General features: G+C 73.2%; 15 protein-coding genes and 1 riboswitch. Of the genes, 8 read left to right on the forward strand and 7 right to left on the reverse strand.

All coding sequences use genetic code 11. The annotated features are described in order from the left end of the window. Window positions 1-5 precede the first annotated feature (5 nt). Window positions 6-69, forward strand: a riboswitch (guanidine-III (ykkC-III) riboswitch). 75 nt (window positions 70-144) lie between these two features. Both ACFWBW_RS30215 and ACFWBW_RS30220 read left to right on the forward strand, forming a co-directional pair. Next, window positions 145-597, forward strand: coding sequence for an Ohr family peroxiredoxin (locus ACFWBW_RS30215; protein ID WP_385379017.1), 453 nt, complete (start codon window positions 145-147; stop codon window positions 595-597). A 20-nt stretch (window positions 598-617) separates the two neighbouring features. Next, window positions 618-1,193, forward strand: coding sequence for a putative glycolipid-binding domain-containing protein (locus tag ACFWBW_RS30220; protein WP_385379020.1), 576 nt, complete (start codon window positions 618-620; stop codon window positions 1,191-1,193). On the opposite strand, the gene ACFWBW_RS30225 is transcribed toward ACFWBW_RS30220, so the two are convergent. From ACFWBW_RS30225 to ACFWBW_RS30255, 7 genes are all read right to left on the reverse strand, one after another. Then, window positions 1,183-2,520: an aldehyde dehydrogenase family protein gene (locus tag ACFWBW_RS30225; protein ID WP_385379064.1), complete on the reverse strand. Its 1,338-nt coding sequence runs from the start codon at window positions 2,518-2,520 to the stop codon at window positions 1,183-1,185. The two genes, ACFWBW_RS30220 and ACFWBW_RS30225, sit on opposite strands and share 11 nt — an antisense overlap. Window positions 2,521-2,620: 100 nt before the next feature. Beyond that, window positions 2,621-3,937: a flavin monoamine oxidase family protein gene (locus ACFWBW_RS30230; protein WP_385379023.1), complete on the reverse strand. Its 1,317-nt coding sequence runs from the start codon at window positions 3,935-3,937 to the stop codon at window positions 2,621-2,623. A gap of 100 nt (window positions 3,938-4,037) precedes the next feature. After that, entirely contained in the window at window positions 4,038-5,141 is a 1,104-nt protein-coding gene (locus ACFWBW_RS30235) for an ABC transporter ATP-binding protein (RefSeq protein ID WP_385379026.1), read from the reverse strand. A 5-nt stretch (window positions 5,142-5,146) separates the two neighbouring features. Then, complete coding sequence (locus ACFWBW_RS30240) at window positions 5,147-6,103, reverse strand: ABC transporter permease (protein ID WP_385379029.1); 957 nt, start codon at window positions 6,101-6,103, stop codon at window positions 5,147-5,149. Continuing rightward, window positions 6,100-6,921 carry an ABC transporter permease gene (locus tag ACFWBW_RS30245; RefSeq protein WP_385379032.1) on the reverse strand — a complete coding sequence of 274 codons (822 nt, stop codon included), beginning with the start codon at window positions 6,919-6,921 and terminating at the stop codon, window positions 6,100-6,102. Before ACFWBW_RS30245 ends, ACFWBW_RS30240 begins: the two co-directional genes overlap by 4 nt. A gap of 139 nt (window positions 6,922-7,060) precedes the next feature. Next, window positions 7,061-8,191 (reverse strand): spermidine/putrescine ABC transporter substrate-binding protein, encoded by a 1,131-nt coding sequence (locus ACFWBW_RS30250; RefSeq protein ID WP_385379035.1) that lies wholly within the window; start codon window positions 8,189-8,191, stop codon window positions 7,061-7,063. A gap of 63 nt (window positions 8,192-8,254) precedes the next feature. Further along, window positions 8,255-9,571, reverse strand: coding sequence for an aromatic ring-hydroxylating dioxygenase subunit alpha (locus ACFWBW_RS30255; RefSeq protein WP_385379038.1), 1,317 nt, complete (start codon window positions 9,569-9,571; stop codon window positions 8,255-8,257). 403 nt (window positions 9,572-9,974) lie between these two features. Here ACFWBW_RS30255 and ACFWBW_RS30260 point away from each other — a divergent pair, with 403 nt between their 5' ends. The 6 genes from ACFWBW_RS30260 to ACFWBW_RS30285 form a co-directional block, all read left to right on the forward strand. Next, entirely contained in the window at window positions 9,975-10,505 is a 531-nt protein-coding gene (locus tag ACFWBW_RS30260) for a hypothetical protein (protein ID WP_385379041.1), read from the forward strand. Then, entirely contained in the window at window positions 10,502-11,827 is a 1,326-nt protein-coding gene (locus ACFWBW_RS30265) for an NADH-ubiquinone oxidoreductase-F iron-sulfur binding region domain-containing protein (protein ID WP_385379044.1), read from the forward strand. Before ACFWBW_RS30260 ends, ACFWBW_RS30265 begins: the two co-directional genes overlap by 4 nt. 11 nt (window positions 11,828-11,838) lie before the next feature. Then, window positions 11,839-12,030: a ferredoxin gene (locus ACFWBW_RS30270; protein WP_385379047.1), complete on the forward strand. Its 192-nt coding sequence runs from the start codon at window positions 11,839-11,841 to the stop codon at window positions 12,028-12,030. A 1-nt stretch (window position 12,031) separates the two neighbouring features. Then, a complete protein-coding gene (locus ACFWBW_RS30275) occupies window positions 12,032-14,134 on the forward strand; it encodes an acetate--CoA ligase family protein (protein WP_385379050.1) in 2,103 nt (700 codons plus the stop codon). A gap of 65 nt (window positions 14,135-14,199) precedes the next feature. After that, window positions 14,200-15,375 (forward strand): acyl-CoA dehydrogenase family protein, encoded by a 1,176-nt coding sequence (locus tag ACFWBW_RS30280; RefSeq protein WP_385379052.1) that lies wholly within the window; start codon window positions 14,200-14,202, stop codon window positions 15,373-15,375. 95 nt (window positions 15,376-15,470) lie between these two features. Next, a partial coding sequence (locus ACFWBW_RS30285) for an acyl-CoA dehydrogenase family protein (RefSeq protein WP_385379055.1) occupies window positions 15,471-16,353 on the forward strand: 883 nt, incomplete at its 3' end.

Here is a 16,353-nt window from a genome sequence, read left to right on the forward strand (position 1 = left end):
CGGCGGCCGACGCGAGACCCGAGGCCCCGGACGAGATGCGCCGTACCCGGTTACGCACGACGACGCGCGAGGTGCCGCACGAGCGGCGCCTTCCGCTGTCCGCACCCGGGCAGCGTCCTCGTCGAGCAAGATGGGCCGTACGCCATGACCGTGCCACTCACCCGCAGCCTGTACCGGACGACCGCGCACGCCGCCGGGGGCCGTACCGGATCCGTCCGCACCGACGACGGGCGCCTGGACGTCCGGCTGGCCCCGCCGCGCAAGAAGGTCCCGGGCACCACCAACCCCGAGCAGCTGTTCGCGGCCGGTTTCGCCGCCTGCTTCACCTCCGCGCTCGCGGAGGTCGCCGCCGAGTTCGGGGCGGACGCCTCCGCCGCGCGCGTGGCGTGCGAAGTGCAGCTCGGCACCACGGACACGCCCGCCGGCTACGGCCTCGCGGTGGCCCTCACCGTCAGCCTGCCCGGGTGGCGGGCGGCGGACCTCCAGCCGCTGCTGCACCGGGCGGACGCGGTCTGCCCCTACTCTCAGGCCGTGCGCGGCAACGTACCGCTGACGCTCCTGGCCCTGGACGACCCCGCTTCCGCCGACGGGGCCTGAGCAGCCGGTACGGTGACCGCATGAGCGGATCCCGGCGCCTCGTGCGCACCTGGGAGGTCTTCCCCGGCTCGGGTTACTCGACCGCCTGGGTCGACCTCACCCAGGGCGCCTTGACCGCGCGCGGGCGCTCCGTCGGTCTGGACCCCGAGCCGTACTGGCTGGCGTACACCCTCGAAACCGTCGACGGCTACGTGACCTCGCGCCTCCACGTGACGGTCGAGACGGCGGCGTCGGCCCGGGAGCTGGACCTGCGGGGCGACCGCGGACGCTGGACGGTGGACGGCGCGTACCGCCCCGATCTCGACGGCGCCCTCGACTGCGACCTGGGCCTCTGCCCGCTGACCAACACCATGCCCGTGCTCCGCCACGGCCTGCACCGGCGGCCCGGAACCGGACCGCACCACTTCCTCATGGCCTGGGTCTCGGTCCCGGACCTCGCCGTCAGCGCGAACCGGCAGACGTACACGCCTCTCGCGCGCACCGAGCACGGCGCACGCGTGCGCTACGAGTCCGACGGCTTCCGCGCGGACGTCGGCTTCGACGACGACGGCCTGGTCCTGGACTACCCGTCCCTGGCGGCCCCGCTCACAGCATGACGTGCTTGACCTGGGTGTAGTCCAGGAGGCCGGACAGGGAGAGGTCGCTGCCGTAGCCGGAGTGCTTGACTCCGCCGTGGGGCATCTCGGAGACCGTGGTGCCGTGGGTGTTCACCCAGACGATGCCGGTGTGCAGGACGCGGGTGGCGTGCATCGCGTGGTCGTGGTCGGTGGTCCACACGCTCGCGGCCAGGCCGAAGCGGACTCCGTTGGCGAGGTGCAGGGCCTCGGCCTCGTCCGCGAAGGACTGGACCGTCACGACGGGTCCGAAGATCTCCTCCTGCACGATCTCGTCGTCCTGGCGGACGCCCGCGACCACGGTGGGTTCGTGGAAGAAGCCGGGGCGCGGGAGCCGGCTGCCGCCGGTGACGATCGCGGCGTGGGACGGCAGGCGGTCCAGCAGTCCCTGCACGGAGGCCAGTTGGGTGGTGTTGTTGAGGGGGCCGAAGTCGGCGCCCGCGCGGAGCCCGGCCGCCTCGGCGGCGAAGGCATTGAGGAACGCGTCGTGGATCCGGCGGTGGACCAGGAACCGGGTGGGCGCGGTGCAGTCCTGGCCGGCGTTGTAGTAGGCGACCTCGGCGAGGGCGGCGGCGGTGGCCTTCACGTCCACGTCCTCGTGGACGATGACGGGCGCGTTCCCGCCGAGTTCCAGGTGGACCCGTTTGAGGCCGGCCGCGGCGGCCGCCGCGATCTCCTGTCCGGCCCGGACGCTGCCGGTGACGGCGATCAGGGCGACCGCCGGATGGGCGGTGAGGGCGCGGCCGGTGTCGCGGTCTCCGCAGACGACGTTGAGCACGCCCGGCGGCAGGTGCTGCGCGGCGATCCGGGCCAGGAGCACGGACGAGGAGGGGGTGGTGTCGGCGGGCTTGAGCACGGTGGTGTTTCCGGCGGCGATGGCCGGAGCGATCTTCCACGCGGCCATCATCAGCGGGTAGTTCCAGGGGGTGATCTGGGCGCAGACCCCGACCGGTTCGCGGCGCAGCAGGGAGGTGCGGCCCTCGGTGTACTCGGCCGCGGCGGCACCGGGGAGGTTCCGGGCGGCTCCGGCGAAGTAGCGGAAGGTGTCGGCGATCCCGGGCAGTTCGTCGTCCCGGAACTGCCCGGCGGGCTTGCCGGTGTCCCCGGTCTCGGCGGCGGTGAAGGCCTCCGCGTGCGCCTCGACGGCATCGGCGATGCCGAGGAGGGCGCGCTGCCGCTCCGCCGGCGTGGTGGTGGACCAGTGCCCGTACGCGGCCGCCGCGGCGAAGCAGGCCGCGTCCGTGTCGGCGGGGCCCGAGCGGGGGGCGTGGCGGTGCACGCGACCGGTGGCGGGATCGGTGAGGGCCATGGTCGCGCCCGAGGCGGCCGGCTGGTCCACTCCCCCGATGTGGTTGCGCAGGGGCGGCCCGACGAGGTCGTGCGGGGGTTCCACAAGGTCGTGCGGGGTGTCAGCCACGGCGCAACGCCTCCTCGGCGGCGGCGCGTCCGGTGCGGACGGCGCCTTCCATGTAGCCGGCCACCCACTGGTCGGATCCGCAGACGTAGAAGGGGGGTTCGTGGGTGCCGTGCCGGGGGCCGACGGCCATGACGTCTCCGGGTGTCCACTGGGTGACGTACCCCTGGGTCCACGGGTCGGTGCCCCACATGCGGGTGAACGTGGCGAGCGGCCGGTGCGCCTCGTCGCCGTAGAGGCGCGCGATGTCGGCCAGCAGTTCGGCGGTGCGCAGGGGGGCGGGCATGCCGAGGAGGACTCCGTAGCGTTCGGGCGGGACGAGGGCGGAGAGGATGCCCTCGCTCTGCGACCAGGTGCTGCCGAGGACGCCTTCGCTTTCGGAGAGGCCGCTGAGGCCCCGGTCGCGCCAGAAGGGTCTGGTGTACGCGGCGGTGAACTTGGCGGCGAGGGCGTGGCGTTGGCGGTGCAGGGAGGAGAGCCGCTCGTCGGACACCCCGGTGACGGCGACCGCGCGGAGCGGGCCGGCCGGGAGGGCGCTGACCACGGCGGCGGCGGTGAGGGTTTCGCCGCCGGCCAGGCGTACGGAGCTGCGGCCGGGCCGCCGTACCGCGATCTCCTCGACCGGTGAGCCCGTACGGATCCGGCCGCCGAGGGACTCGGCCATGCGCAGGGCCACGGTCGCCGAGCCCTCGGCCACGCGCAGGCCCTCCCACGCGTCGTACTCGTAGTGGCCGGTGCCGGGTACGGCGGCGTGTTTGCGGAGGGCAGCGAGCAGGGAGGTCCGTTCGCAGGAGCCGTCGGCGAGGGCGAGTTGGCCGATCTCCCACAGGCGTACGACGGCCGGGGTGGCGCCCTGGGCGCGGAGCCAGTCACCGACGGACAGCCGGTCGAGGTGCACGGCTTCGGGATGGGACCAGGGGTCGGCCGGGTCGACGGTGGCCGCGAGCCCCGTGAAGGCGGCGGTGACCTTGGCGTGGCAGGCGTCGTCGCCGGGGCCGAACCAGTGGGGCGGGTCCGTGGCACTGACTCCTTCGGGGGTGGCGCGGACGAGGGCGCCGGGCTCGGCGACGTAGCTGGGAACCAGGGTGAGGCCCAGTTCCGCGGCCAGGGCGGTGTAGGCGGTGTGGGCCCGGCCCACCACTTCCCCGCCGAGCTGGACCAGCCGGCCGTCGGGGAGGGTGGTCTGCTCGACGCGTCCGCCGACGCGGTCGCGGGCCTCGACGACGAGGACGTCGGCCCCGCCCGCGGCCAGGTCGCGCGCGGCGGCGAGACCTGCCAGTCCGGCGCCGAGCACGATGACGTCGTGGTTCATGGGTGTGCTTCCTTCGGTCGGTGTCCGTGTCGGTGCCGGAGCCGGACGGCAGCGGGGGCGGGGGGGTGGGTTGCGGGGGGCCGGAACCATTGGGGACCCGTCAGTCGAGGACCAGGCAGTGTTCGGGGTTCCAGCCGATCTCGACCCGCTCTCCGCCGCTCCAGCGGTCCTCCATGCGGGAGCGGACGGTGTTCTGCTCCAGGACGGACACGGTGACGCCCGGGGCCAGTTCGATGAGGTAGGTGGTGGTCGGGCCGGAGTAGACGGTCTCCCGTACGACTCCGCTGACCTGGGCCATGCCCGGTTCGAAGCCGGAGAGCCAGATCTTCTCGGGGCGGATCGAGAGGCTGACCCGGCTGCCGTCGGGGACGCCGGACCGGGGACCGACGGGCAGGGCGGGACCCTGGTCGAGGAGGACGCGGCCGGAGCGGTAGGTCCCCGGGACCAGGTTGGAGGTGCCCATGAAGGAGGCGACGAAGCTGCTCGTGGGGCGTTCGTACACGTCCTCCGGGGTGCCGCACTGCTCGATGCGGCCCTCGTTCATGACGGCGAGGCGGTCCGACATGGTCAGGGCCTCGTCCTGGTCGTGGGTGACGAAGACGAAGGTGATGCCGACTTCCCGCTGGATCTGCTTGAGCTCGACCTGCATCCTGCGGCGCAGTTTCAGGTCGAGGGCGGCCAGCGGCTCGTCCAGGAGCAGGACTTGGGGCCGGTTGACCAGGGCGCGGGCGAGGGCGACGCGCTGGCGCTGGCCGCCGGAGAGCGTGGGCGGTTTGCGGCCGGCCAGTTCCCCGAGCTGTACGAGGTCCAGCATGTCGCCGACCCGTTGGCGGATCTCGGCGCGGGGAACGCCGCTGCGCTTGAGGCCGAAGGCCACGTTGTCGGCGAGCGAGAGGTGGTCGAAGAGGGCGTAGCTCTGGAAGACGGTGTTGACGTTGCGCTTGTTGGGCGGCAGCCCCGTGACGTCCTCGCCGTCGAGCAGGACGCTGCCCTCCGTGGGGTCGATGAAGCCTCCGGTCATGCGCAGCAGGGTGGTCTTGCCGCAGCCGGACGGGCCGAGGAGGGAGAAGAACTCGCCCGGGGCGATGTCGAGGGTGACGTCGTGGACGGCGTAGGCGTCCGTGTTGCGGTACTGCTTGGCGACCCGGTCGAGGCGGACGGCGGGGTGCGCGTCCACTGGCGGGTCGGGGTTCGGGTGCTGCATGGGTGTCACTTCCCCGGGAGGAGGTCGAGGCCGCCACGGCGGCCGAAGAGGCGCGGGATGGCGAGGGCGAACGCGATGAGGGCGATGGAGCCGACGAGCATCAGGGTGCCGACGGCGTTGATGGTGGGCTGGACGCCGAACCTGATCGCCGAGTAGATGCGGACGGAGAGCGGCTGCGGGTCGACGCCGGTGGTGAAGTAGGCGAGGACGAAGTCGTCGAAGACCAGCGCGAAGATCAGTACCCCGGACGCGAGGATGCCGGGGAGCAGCGCGGGCAGGGTCACCAGCCGCAGGGCCTGTCGGCGGGTGGCTCCGAGGTCCATCGCCGCCTCCTCGACCTCCGGGTTGAGGGCGGCGATGCGGGAACGCAGGATGACCGTGACGTAGGAGATGGAGAAGGTGATCTCGGCGAGCATCACGGTGGTGGTGGACAGGGTGATGCCGAGGCCCTTGAAGAGCATCATCGCGGCGACGCCGGTGACGATCTCCGGGGTGATCAGCGGTACGAGCATGACCAGGCCCGCGAAGGAGCCGAGCCGGCCGCGGCCGCGGACCAGTCCGAGGGCGAGGGCCACTCCGAGGACGAGCGAGGCGGCCATGGCGACCAGGGACACCCGCAGGCTCATGCCGAGCGAGTCGATGAGCGCGTCGTCGCGCAGGAACGCGGCGTACCAGCGCAGGCTCGCCCCTTCGAAGACGGTGAGGGACTTCTGCGCGTTGAAGGAGAACAGGACGACGACGACGACGGGGAGGTAGAGCAGTGCGAAGAAGACCGCGGTGACGGCGATGGCGAACCGGGGCCGGCGGTCGGCTCCGCGGCGCCGTCTCCCGGGGCGGCGCGGCCGGGCGGCGGGCCTCCCCTTCGCCTCACCGGCGGCGCGGAGGGCGGTGCGTACGGTCTTCGCACCGTGCGGCGTAGGAGGTGGCGGCGTCGTACGGGGAACGGGGCGCGGGGTCGTCATCGGACCGCCTCCGCCTCGTCCTTGCGGGTGCGCCTCAGGTAGCCCAGCATCCCGAGCAGCAGGACCCCCATCAGCAGGATGGTCAGGGCCGAGCCGAGCGGCCAGTTCTGGCCCTGGAAGAACTTGTCCTGGATCAGGTTGCCGATCATGATCTGGTCGGGGCCTCCCATGAGCTGTGCGCTGACGAAGTCGCCCATGGCGGGCAGGAAGACGAGGACGCAGCCGGCGGCCGCGCCCTGGCGGGTGGCGGGCACGGTGACGAAGAGGAAGGTCCTCAAGGGGCCGCCGTAGAGGTCGCGTCCGGCCTCGATGAGCGAGGTGTCCATGCGCTCCATGGCCGCGTACAGCGGGATGATCATGAAGACGACGAAGCCGTAGACGAGTCCGGCGACGACCCCCGGGCCGGTCTGGAGGATCTTGGTGTCGCCGTCGGCGAGGCCGATCGCGCGCAGGGCCTTCAGTGCCGGTCCGTCGTCGGAGAGCACGACGGACCAGCCGTACATCCGCACCAGGTAGTTGGCGAAGAACGGCACGACGATCGCGGCGATCAGCAGGTTCTTGAAGCGGCCGCCGCGCAGGGCGATGGCGTAGGCGACGGGGTAGGCCACGGCCAGGCAGATGAGGCAGGTGATCAGCGCGTAGCCGATCGAGCGCAGCAGGACGGTGCGGTACGCCGGATCGGCGAGCGCGGCGAAGTTCTCGAAGTTGAGCCCGAAGCGCGGGTTGCCGAGCGGGTCGGTGGTGCCGAAGGCGAGGGTCGCGACCAGGAGCAGGGAGGCGAGGAGGAAGCCGGTCATCCACAGGGTGCCGGGGAGCATGAACCAGGTCCACAGCCTCGCCTCCGCCCGGGCCCGGCCCCCGCGCGGCGGACGGGGCGGGCCGGATCGGCCCTGCGGATCCTGGGGATCCTGGGGATCCTGGGGATCCTGGGGATCCTGGGGGTCAGGTCGTGGCATGTCAGCCGGCCTTCACATCGGTCCAGGCGGCGTCGCGGTGCTGCTCGCCCTTCGCCGTGCCGTTGCGGAAGTAGAGGTCGTCCTTGAGGTCGGCCGCCGTCACCTGGCACTGGGGGAAGGGCTCCACGAGCGCGGCGTACGTGTCCTCGGTGCCGCGGACCGGCATGGGGTAGCCGATGTACTCGATGTTCTTCTTCACGTTTTCCGGGCGGAGCATGTAGTCGATGAAGAGCATCGCGGTGCCGGGGTGCTGTGCGTTGGCGGGGATGGCGTAGCAGTCGGAGTTGACGGGGGCGCCCTCGCGGGCGACTTCGAAGCCGAAGACGGCGGGATCCTCCGCCTGGGCGAGCATGGCGGCCATGTCCCCGCTCCAGGCCTGGGTCATGTCGGCGTTGCCGTTGAGCAGGTTGTTGTAGCTGTCGCTGGAGAAGCCGCGCAGGCGGGGGCGGAGCGAGCGCAGGGTGTCGGTGACGCGCGCGAGGTCGTCCTGGTCGTCGGTGGTGAGGCCGAGACCGAGCTTGAGCGCGCCCATGCCGAGCACCTCGTCGCGGTCGTCGAGCACGAAGACCTTGCCCTTGGCCTTCTCGTTCCACAGGTCGTCCCAGGAACCGGTCAGGTCCCCGAGCCGGTCGCGGCGCCAGCCGATGCCGGTCTTGTACATGGTGAACGGCACGGTGTGCCGGGAGCCGGGGTCGTACCAGGGGTCGGCGAAGTAGTCGTAGCCGCCGAACACGGCCTCGGCGTTCTTCAGCCGGGTGTGGTCGATCGACCGGAGCCTGCCGCCGGCGGCGAGGCGCTGGGACCATTTCGCGGTGGGGAAGATGATGTCGTACTGGTTCCCGGAGTTGAGCTTGGCGGCCATGCCTTCCATCGAGTCGAAGTTCGACTGGACGACCTTGACGCCGTACTCCTTCTCGAAGCCTTCGAAGACGGCCGGGTCGACGAAGTCGGCCCAGTTGAAGTAGACGAGGTCGCCGTCGACCTTGACGTCGATCGGCGTCTCCCCGGCCGCCTTGCCGGCCGGGTCGTCCTCGGACGCGAATCCGCAGCCGGCTGCGGCGAGGCCGAACGCGGCGGCGGTGCCGGCGCGGAGGAGGGAGCGTCTGGACAGGGGGTGTGCCTCGGGGGACATGCGGGGTCCTCTCCGTAGGGGGCCTTGGGGCGTGGAGTGAACGGAAGGTGCCTCAGGGGTGGTTCAGCGCTCGGTGGCGGCCGCGTCGGGATCGGTGCCGGGAGCGGTGCCTGCGGGAGAGGCGCCGGCGGGAGAGGCGCCGGCGGGAGAGGCGCCGGCGGCCAGGTCCGCTCGGATGCGGCCCGCGAACCAGGCGACCGCCGACTCGCGGCGGGACAGCGGGCCGGGCTCGAAGCCGGGGGTGGAGAGCCCCTTCTGCACCCGGGCGACCAGCTCGACGTCCTCGTCGTTGGTGATCCAGCCGATGTGGATGTTCAGGCGGCGGGCGAGGCGGGTGCGCAGGCTCGTACCGCGCCGGGTGTAGAACGCTCCGGGGACGGCCACCCGGTCCACCGCCGTCGGGATCGCCGTCCAGGCCAGGACGTGGTCGGGGTAGAAGTCGATCAGGGTGTTCGGGTAGATGACCGCGTACCGCCAGACCCGCCGGTCGGCTTCGGCGAGGCCGGGCATGGGGGCGGCGATGCGCTGGTAGAGGCGCTCGGCCCAGTTCGAGGACGGCTTGTCCCGCAGGGGCGAGGCGAACAGTGCGTAGGACTCCTCGATCTCGCAGCTGTACGCCTGGTAGTCGAGCAGCCGCATCAGGCCGGGGTGGGCCACCGGCACGTGGTAGCCCTCCAGGTAATTGTCGACCGTCACCTTCCAGTTGGCCTCCTGCACCTCGGATCCGGCCAGGTCGTGGATCCGGGCGCGGCCGACCGGGACCAGGCCGGCCCCGGCGTAGTGGCCCACGGCCTCGGCGAGCCCGGCGCACTGCTGGGCCAGGGGAACCGCGTCGAGGTCGAGGTTGACGAACACGAAGCCGAGGAAGGATTCGACGCGGGCCGGGAACAGGCCCAGCGCGGGCTTGTCGAGGCAGGGGATCTGGCGCGCTTCCGGGGCTCCGACCAGGGTTCCGTCGAGGCGGTAGGTCCAGCCGTGGTAGGGGCAGCGGATCGCTTTCCCCTCCGGTTTGGGGGCCGTGACCAGGCGCGTTCCGCGGTGGCGGCACACGTTGAGGTGGGCGGCGAGGCCGCCGTCCTCGGTGCGGACGACAAGGACCTCGCGGCCCGCGACGGTGGCGGCGAGCCGGGCTCCCGGGTTCGGCAGGTCGGACTCGTGGCAGACGAGCTGCCAGGCCTTCGCGAAGACCTGGCTCATCTCCTCGGCGGCCGTGGCGGGATCGGTGTAGTAGCGGGCCGACAGGGCGGGCCCGGGCACGTCCGGGACCGGCTGGACGTCCGGGACCGGCTGGACGTCCGGGACCGGCTGGTCGGGCGGGGCCTGCCCGTCGGGCGGGACCGACTGGTCGGCCGGGGGCTTTTCGGGGGCTCTGGAGTGCATCGGGTGACTCCTCCGTACCGGCGGTGCGGCGGTCGGTCTCGGCGGTGGACGTCGAGACGACACAGCGGTGGGCAGCGGGCCGGGGCGACGCCGAGGCCTTGCTGACCGATTGGACAGCCAGATTGCTGGCTGATTTCCGCTGGGTCAAGACTTGTACGCTGACCGATCGGTCAGCTAGCGTAATTCTCGTCGCTGCACCGGTGTTCATCCTCTTCTGGGCCATTTGTCTGGCCGAATGCAGCCCCGCCGCCCGGGCACCCGCCCGGACCCGCACCCCACTCCATCCCTTCTTGCCGCACGCCATCGGCGTCCCCGCGGTGAACCCCGGGCATCCCCACCCCGCCCCCGGCTCCCCGTCACCGGCCCGGTCGCTCACGGCACCCCACCCCTCCCGGAGGCACGCATGAGCGGTCGTCGGCGTCTGGACTGGCTCGGGCTCACCCCCGAACCGGAGCGGGAACTGCCCGCTGCGGTCGCCGCCCTTCGCGCCTCCTCACACCATCCGGGGCGCACGGGGCGTAATGGGCGTACGGGGCCCAGCGCGGCCAACGGGCTCACTGGGCCTACCCGCCCCACCGAGCCCACCGGGCCCACCCGTCCCACGCACCCCCTGGATCCCGAACCGCCCCCGGAGCTGGTGGCCTCGGAGCGGCGCCGCCTGGAGCGCCTGGTCCTACGGGGCAGCCGGCGCGACTGGCTGCGGTACCTGGCCGAGGTCACCGCGCTGGTCACCGCCGTCGCCGGCGGCGCCGGCGGCGCCGGGCAGGACGCCGGCCCGGCCGCCCTGCTCGCCGGCGAGGTGGTCCTCGACCACCACCGCATGCTCATCGGCCTCCCCGGAACGGGATACGCCCGAACCGCCGGGGACCGCGCCGCACTCGAGGGCGCCGTACGAACCCTCCGCGCCAACTCCAGGACAGGAAGCAGCAGATGACCACGATCCGATTCCCTGCGGGGCGGTCACCGGGCTCCGTGCTCGGAGCCGCCCCGGGCGCGGCGGAGGACGCCGAGGCCTACCTCGCCACCGGTGGCTACGCCGACGCCACCGGCCCGGACGAGCTGCTGCGCCACCTCGCCGCATCCGGTCTGCGCGGGCGCGGCGGGGCCGGCTTCCCGGCCGCCGTCAAGCTGCGTGCCGTCCGCGAGCGCGGCGGCGCCCCGGTGGTGGTGGCGAACGGCGAAGAGGGCGAGCCCGGCTCGGTCAAGGACCGCTGGCTGCTGCGCGCCAGACCCCATCTGGTCCTCGACGGCCTCGCACACGCCGCCGCGGTCACCGGCGCCGTACGCGGCTACGTCTACCTGTCGGACCCGGTGGCCGCCGACCGCGTCCGCCGGGCCCTCGCCGAACGGGAGCCGCGCCTGCCCGTCGAGGTCGTCGAGACCGCCCACACCTACGTGGCCGGGGAGGAGACCGCGGTCGTCCGCCGGATCGACGGCGGCCCGGCCCTGCCCACCGCCAAACCGCCCCGCCCCTTCGAGCGCGGGGTCGGCGGCGCACCGACCCTGGTGTCCAACGTCGAGACGCTCGCCCGCATCGCCCTCACCGCCGCCCACCCCGGCCTGCGGCAGTCGATCGCCCGCTCCACCCTGGTGACGCTGTCCGGCGGGAGCCTCGTGGCCCCCCTCCTCACCGAAGTCCGCTACGGAGTCCCCCTGCGCACGCTGGCCGCCGAGCTCGGCGTCCCCGACCCGGCCGGGGCCCTGATGGGCGGCTTGTTCGGCGGACTCGTCGACGCCCGCGCCCTGGACCTCCCCCTCGAACCGGACGCGCTCGCCGCGGCGGGCACGGCACTGGGCTGCGGAGCGATCCGCTTCCTCGCCTCCGGAGCCTGCCCCGTGAGCACCGCCGCGGACGCCGTGGGCCACCTCGCCGCGGAGAACGCGCGGCAGTGCGGGGTCTGCGTTTCGGGCACCTCGGCGGTCCGCGACGCCGTGTACGCCCTCGCCGCGGGCACCGCCCCGCCCGGCACCCCCGCCCAGTTGGAGCGGTGGTCGCTGGGGCTGCGCGGGCGCGGCGCGTGCGGCCTGCTCGACGCCGCCGCCGGCATCGCCGGCAGCCTGCTGACCGCCTTCCCCGGACCCGTCCGGTCCCACCTGCGGGGGCCCTGTCCACACTGCACCGCCGCCCTGCCCGGCCGTGGCCACGGAGGTCGCCTCGCCGTGTCCGTACCGGAGGTCGCCGACGCGGCCGTAGACGACGCAGCCGTGGACGACGCGGCCATGGACGACGCCTCGTACCCCGCTTGCCCGTGCTGAAAGGAACCCCCGTGAAACTCCTGCTGGACTCCACCCGCTGCCAGGGCTACGGACTGTGCCAGGAACACGCACCCCACCTGGTCGAACTCGACGAGTGGGGCTACGCGAAGGTCATCGCCGTCGCCGTGGCGCCCGGCGCCGAGGAAGCGGCGCACGCCTGCGCCGCGAGCTGCCCCAACTCCGCCCTCCGAGTGGAGAAGTGACATGGGACGCGATCTGACTGCCCTCTTCGACCCGCGCTCGGTCGCCGTGGTCGGCGCCAGCGACGACCCGGCGAAGTACGGCCACGCGGTGGCTTCCCAGGCGCTGCGCGCCGATGGCCGGCGCCCGGTGCACCTGGTGAACCGGCGCGGCGGCACCGTACTCGGCAGACCGGCGGCCCCGTCCCTCGCCGCGATCGGCGAACCCGTCGAGCTGGTGGTGATCTCCGTCCCCGGCAGTGGCTTCGAGGCGGCCGTGGAGGACGCCCTGGCCTGCGGGGCGAAGGCGATCGTCGGCATCACCGCCGGCTTCGCCGAGGCCGGCCCGGCGGGAGCGGCCCGCCAGCGCGCGGTCGTCGCCCGGGTCCGGGAGGCCGGAGCCGTGCTCGTGGGCCCCAACTGCCTTGGCATCGCCGACAACACGACCGAGCTGTACCTCGCCTCGGACCGTTTCGCGCCCGGCGGCACCGCCCTGCTGAGCCAGAGCGGCAACCTCGCCCTCGAACTGCAGCTGCGCGGCGCTCCGCACGGCCTGGGCTTCTCCCGGTTCGTCTCCCTCGGCAACCAGGCCGACGTCACCCTCGTCGACCTCGTCGAGGACTGCGCCCGCCACGAGGCCACCACCGCGATCGCCGTGTACGCCGAGGACTTCGGCGACGGCAGGGCCTTCGCCGCGGCCGCCGCCGCGGCGGGCAAACCGGTGGTCCTGCTCACTGCCGGGCGCGGCTCCGCCTCCGCCCGCAGCGCCCGGTCGCACACCGGAGCGCTCACCACCTCGGCCGACGTCGTGGCCGCCGCCTGCCGCGACGCGGGGGTGGAACTCGTGCGCACCCCCCGGGAGATGACCGTCGTACTGGCCGCCGTGAGCAGCCGGCCCGGACCTCGTACGGGAGGCCGCCGGACCGCCGTCTTCACCGACGGCGGCGGCCACGGGGCCATCGCGGCCGACGCCGCCGAGGACGCCGGGCTCGAAGTGCCGGAGCTCGCCGAGGCGACCCAGGCGGGGCTGCGGACCGTGCTGTGGCCGCAGTCCGCGGTCGGCAATCCGGTCGACCTGGCGGGGATGGGCGAGCAGGAGCCCCTCTCGTACGCCGACGCGGTCGGGCACCTGCTCGCCGCCGAGGAGGTCGACGCGGTCCTGATGACGGGCTACTTCGGCGGGTACGCCGCGTCCGACGGGGGTCTGGGCGGCGGCCAGGCGGGCGGCTCCGTGCTCGCGGAGGGCGAGATGCGGGCTGCCGAGAAGATCGTCACCCACTTCGCGGAGTCGCCGAAGCCCCTGGTGGTGCAGTCGATGTACCCCGAATCGCCGAGCTGCCGGGTGCTGGCCTGGGCCGGGATACCGGTGTTCGCCGCCACCGAGGACGCCGCCCGCGCGCTGACGGCGATGACCGGTCGGGCCTCGGGCTCCGCGCCGACCCCGCCGACCCCGCGGACGCTGCCCGCGCTGCCCTCGCTGCCCCCCGCCGCCGCGCCGCTGCGGGACCCGGGCTACCACCAGGTGCGCGGGCTGCTCGGTGCCGCAGGCGTGCCGTTCCCGGCTGCCCGTGAGGTCACCGACGAGGCCGGAGTACGGGCCGCGGCCGCGGAGTTCGAGGGACCGTACGTGCTGAAGGCCCTGCACCTCCTGCACAAGTCCGACGCGGGTGGCGTGGCGCTGCGCCTGGACGACCGGGACGCGCTCCTCGCCGCCTACCGGGACATGCGTGCCCGGCTCGGCGCCGGCTCGTACTCGGTCGAGGCGATGGCGGACCTCTCGGACGGCGTCGAGCTGATCGTGGGCGTGAACCACGACCCCCGCTTCGGACCGGTGGCCATGGTCGGTCTCGGCGGGGTCCTCACCGAGACCCTGCGCGACGTGGCCTTCGCGCTGGCGCCCGTACCGGCGCGGCGGGCCGAGGAGTTGCTGCGGGGGCTGCGGAGCGCCGCCCTGCTCGCGGGTGTCCGCGGCCGGCCCGCCGTCGACGTCGCCGCCGCGGCCGCCGTGATCGAACGCATCACGACGCTGGCCGCCGCGCATCCGGAGATCGCCGAGCTGGAGGTCAACCCGCTGCTGGTCCGCCCGGACGGCGCCCTGGCACTGGACGCACGGGCCGTCCTGGGCTGACCCGGTACGCCCCTCCCCATCCTCAACCCTCGCAAAGATCAAGCCCCTTAGGCCTGGAGAACGTCATGGACTTCCGCTACACGCCCGAGCAGGCCGCCCTCAAGGCCCGCGCCGCCGCCTACGCACAGCTCCTGATGGGGTACGAGGACCAGTCCGAGGAGGCGGGCGGCCCGCTGCCCGCCGAGACGGTCCGCGAACTGACCCGCGCCGCCATGGACGCCGGCGTCTACGCGATCAACATGCCCGCCGCCTGGGGCGGCGCCGGCCTGTCCCTGCTGGACCAGGTCATCGTCGAGGAGGAGTTCGGCAAGGTCACCAACTGCCTCTGGGACATCCCCTGGCGGCCCGCGAACGTCCTCGCCCACGGCACCGAGGCGCAGCGCGAGAAGTACCTCCTGCCCGTCATCCGGGGCGAGCGGTTCGACGCGTTCGCGGTCACCGAACCCGGGGCGGGATCGGACCCCGGCTCGTGCACGAGCACGGCGACCCGCACCGGGGGCGGCTGGCTGCTCAACGGTGAGAAGTGGTTCGTGACCTGCGGTGACATCGCCGACTTCCTGCTGGTGCAGGCCGATGCGGGCCCGGAGCGGGCCGCGACCCTCTTCTTCGTGGACAAGCAGGCGCCGGGCGTCGAGATGACGCGGGTCCCCCGGTTCATGCACTCCGCGGTGAACGGGCACCCCGAGTTCACCTTCACCGATGTCTTCGTCGCCGACGAGGACGTGCTCGGCGGGGTCGGCAACGGCTACGAGCTGACGAAGGAGTGGTTCACGGACGAGCGTCTGATGATCGCCGCCCGGACCGTCGGGGCGGCGGAGCGGGCCCTGGAACTGGCCCGCGACTGGGCGGTCGGCCGCCGCCAGTTCGGCTCCCCCATCGCCGACTTCCAGCTGATCCAGGGCATGCTCGCCGACTGCGCCGTCGACATCGCCGTCAACCGCGCCTACACCCACCAGGTCGCCTGGGAGGCCGACCAGCCGCACACCGACCCCAAGACCCTGCACGCCAAGGCGTCGACGGCGAAGCTCGCCGCGAGCGAGGCCGCGGGGCGGGTCATCGACCGGTGCGTCCAGATCTTCGGAGGCCGCGGCTACGACCGTTCGTACCCCGTCGAGCGGATGTACCGGGAGCTGCGCGTCGACCGGATCTGGGAGGGCACCTCCGAGATCCAGCGCCTGATCATCGCCAACGAGCTCGTCAAGCGGGGTACGGGGGCACTCGCGCTGCCCGGCCGCTCCTGACGGACCCTGCACCACCCCGCCCGCGCCACCGCCTGCGGCCCCCGTCACCACGACCACACCACGATCACCATCGCGACCACGAGGACGAACACACCATGGACTTCCGCCTCACCGCCCGTCAGGAAGAGCTCCGCGACTCGGCGCGCGCCCTCACCGGGTTCATCATGAAGTACGAGCTCGACTGCGAGGAGAACAACGGCCTGCCCCCGCAGGCCCACACCGAGATCCGCGACGCCGTCCTCGACAGCGGCCTCCAGGCCGTCAACATGCCCGCGGAGTGGAGCGGCGCCGGCCTGAGCATCCTGGAGCAGGTCACCGTCCAGGCCGAGCTCGGACGGCTCACCGGCGCCCTGTGGGACATGGTGTGGCGTCCGGCCAACGCGCTGTCCTTCTGCACGCCGGAGCAGCGCGAGCGGTACCTCGTCCCGGTGATCCGGGGGCAGCGCCGCGACTGCTACGCGGTGAGCGAGCCCGAGGCCGGCTCCGACCCGCAGAGCCTGCGGACCACCGCGACGCGTACGCAGGGCGGCGGCTGGGTGCTGAACGGCGAGAAGTGGTTCGTCACCGTCGGCGACCACGCGGACTTCATGATCGTGCTCGCGGCCGCCGGGGAGGAGCGGGCGCCGACCCTGTTCCTCGTCGACAAGGACACCCCGGGCATCGAGATGACCAGGGTGCCCCGCTGGATGCACACCTTCGTCTACGAGCACCCCGAGTTCACCTTCACCGATGTCCGCCTGCCCGCGGACGCCGTGCTCGGGGAGGTGGGCACCGGCTACGACATCACCCGCTCCTGGTTCACCGAGGAGCGGCTGATGATCGCCGCGCGCACGATCGGTGCGGCGGAACGGGCGCTGGAGCTCGCCCGCGACTGGGCGGTCGACCGCCGCCAGTTCGGCTCCCCCATCGCCGACTTCCAGCTGATCCAGGGCATGCTCGCCGACTGCGCCGTCGACATCGCCGTCAACCGCGCCTACA

This window comes from Streptomyces sp. NPDC059957 (assembly GCF_042730015.1).
Taxonomy (GTDB): Bacteria; Actinomycetota; Actinomycetes; order Streptomycetales; family Streptomycetaceae; genus Streptomyces.

Coding starts and splice junctions, on each gene's coding strand:
- ACFWBW_RS30250 (WP_385379035.1), bottom strand. CDS start 8,191: ATGTCCCCCGAGGCACACCCCCTGTCCAGACGCTCCCTCCTCCGCGCC.
- ACFWBW_RS30215 (WP_385379017.1), top strand. CDS start 145: ATGACCGTGCCACTCACCCGCAGCCTGTACCGGACGACCGCGCACGCC.
- ACFWBW_RS30275 (WP_385379050.1), top strand. CDS start 12,032: ATGGGACGCGATCTGACTGCCCTCTTCGACCCGCGCTCGGTCGCCGTG.
- ACFWBW_RS30245 (WP_385379032.1), bottom strand. CDS start 6,921: ATGCTCCCCGGCACCCTGTGGATGACCGGCTTCCTCCTCGCCTCCCTG.
- ACFWBW_RS30230 (WP_385379023.1), bottom strand. CDS start 3,937: ATGAACCACGACGTCATCGTGCTCGGCGCCGGACTGGCAGGTCTCGCC.
- ACFWBW_RS30280 (WP_385379052.1), top strand. CDS start 14,200: ATGGACTTCCGCTACACGCCCGAGCAGGCCGCCCTCAAGGCCCGCGCC.
- ACFWBW_RS30260 (WP_385379041.1), top strand. CDS start 9,975: ATGAGCGGTCGTCGGCGTCTGGACTGGCTCGGGCTCACCCCCGAACCG.
- ACFWBW_RS30255 (WP_385379038.1), bottom strand. CDS start 9,571: ATGCACTCCAGAGCCCCCGAAAAGCCCCCGGCCGACCAGTCGGTCCCG.
- ACFWBW_RS30220 (WP_385379020.1), top strand. CDS start 618: ATGAGCGGATCCCGGCGCCTCGTGCGCACCTGGGAGGTCTTCCCCGGC.
- ACFWBW_RS30225 (WP_385379064.1), bottom strand. CDS start 2,520: ATGGCCCTCACCGATCCCGCCACCGGTCGCGTGCACCGCCACGCCCCC.
- ACFWBW_RS30235 (WP_385379026.1), bottom strand. CDS start 5,141: ATGCAGCACCCGAACCCCGACCCGCCAGTGGACGCGCACCCCGCCGTC.
- ACFWBW_RS30265 (WP_385379044.1), top strand. CDS start 10,502: ATGACCACGATCCGATTCCCTGCGGGGCGGTCACCGGGCTCCGTGCTC.
- ACFWBW_RS30240 (WP_385379029.1), bottom strand. CDS start 6,103: ATGACGACCCCGCGCCCCGTTCCCCGTACGACGCCGCCACCTCCTACG.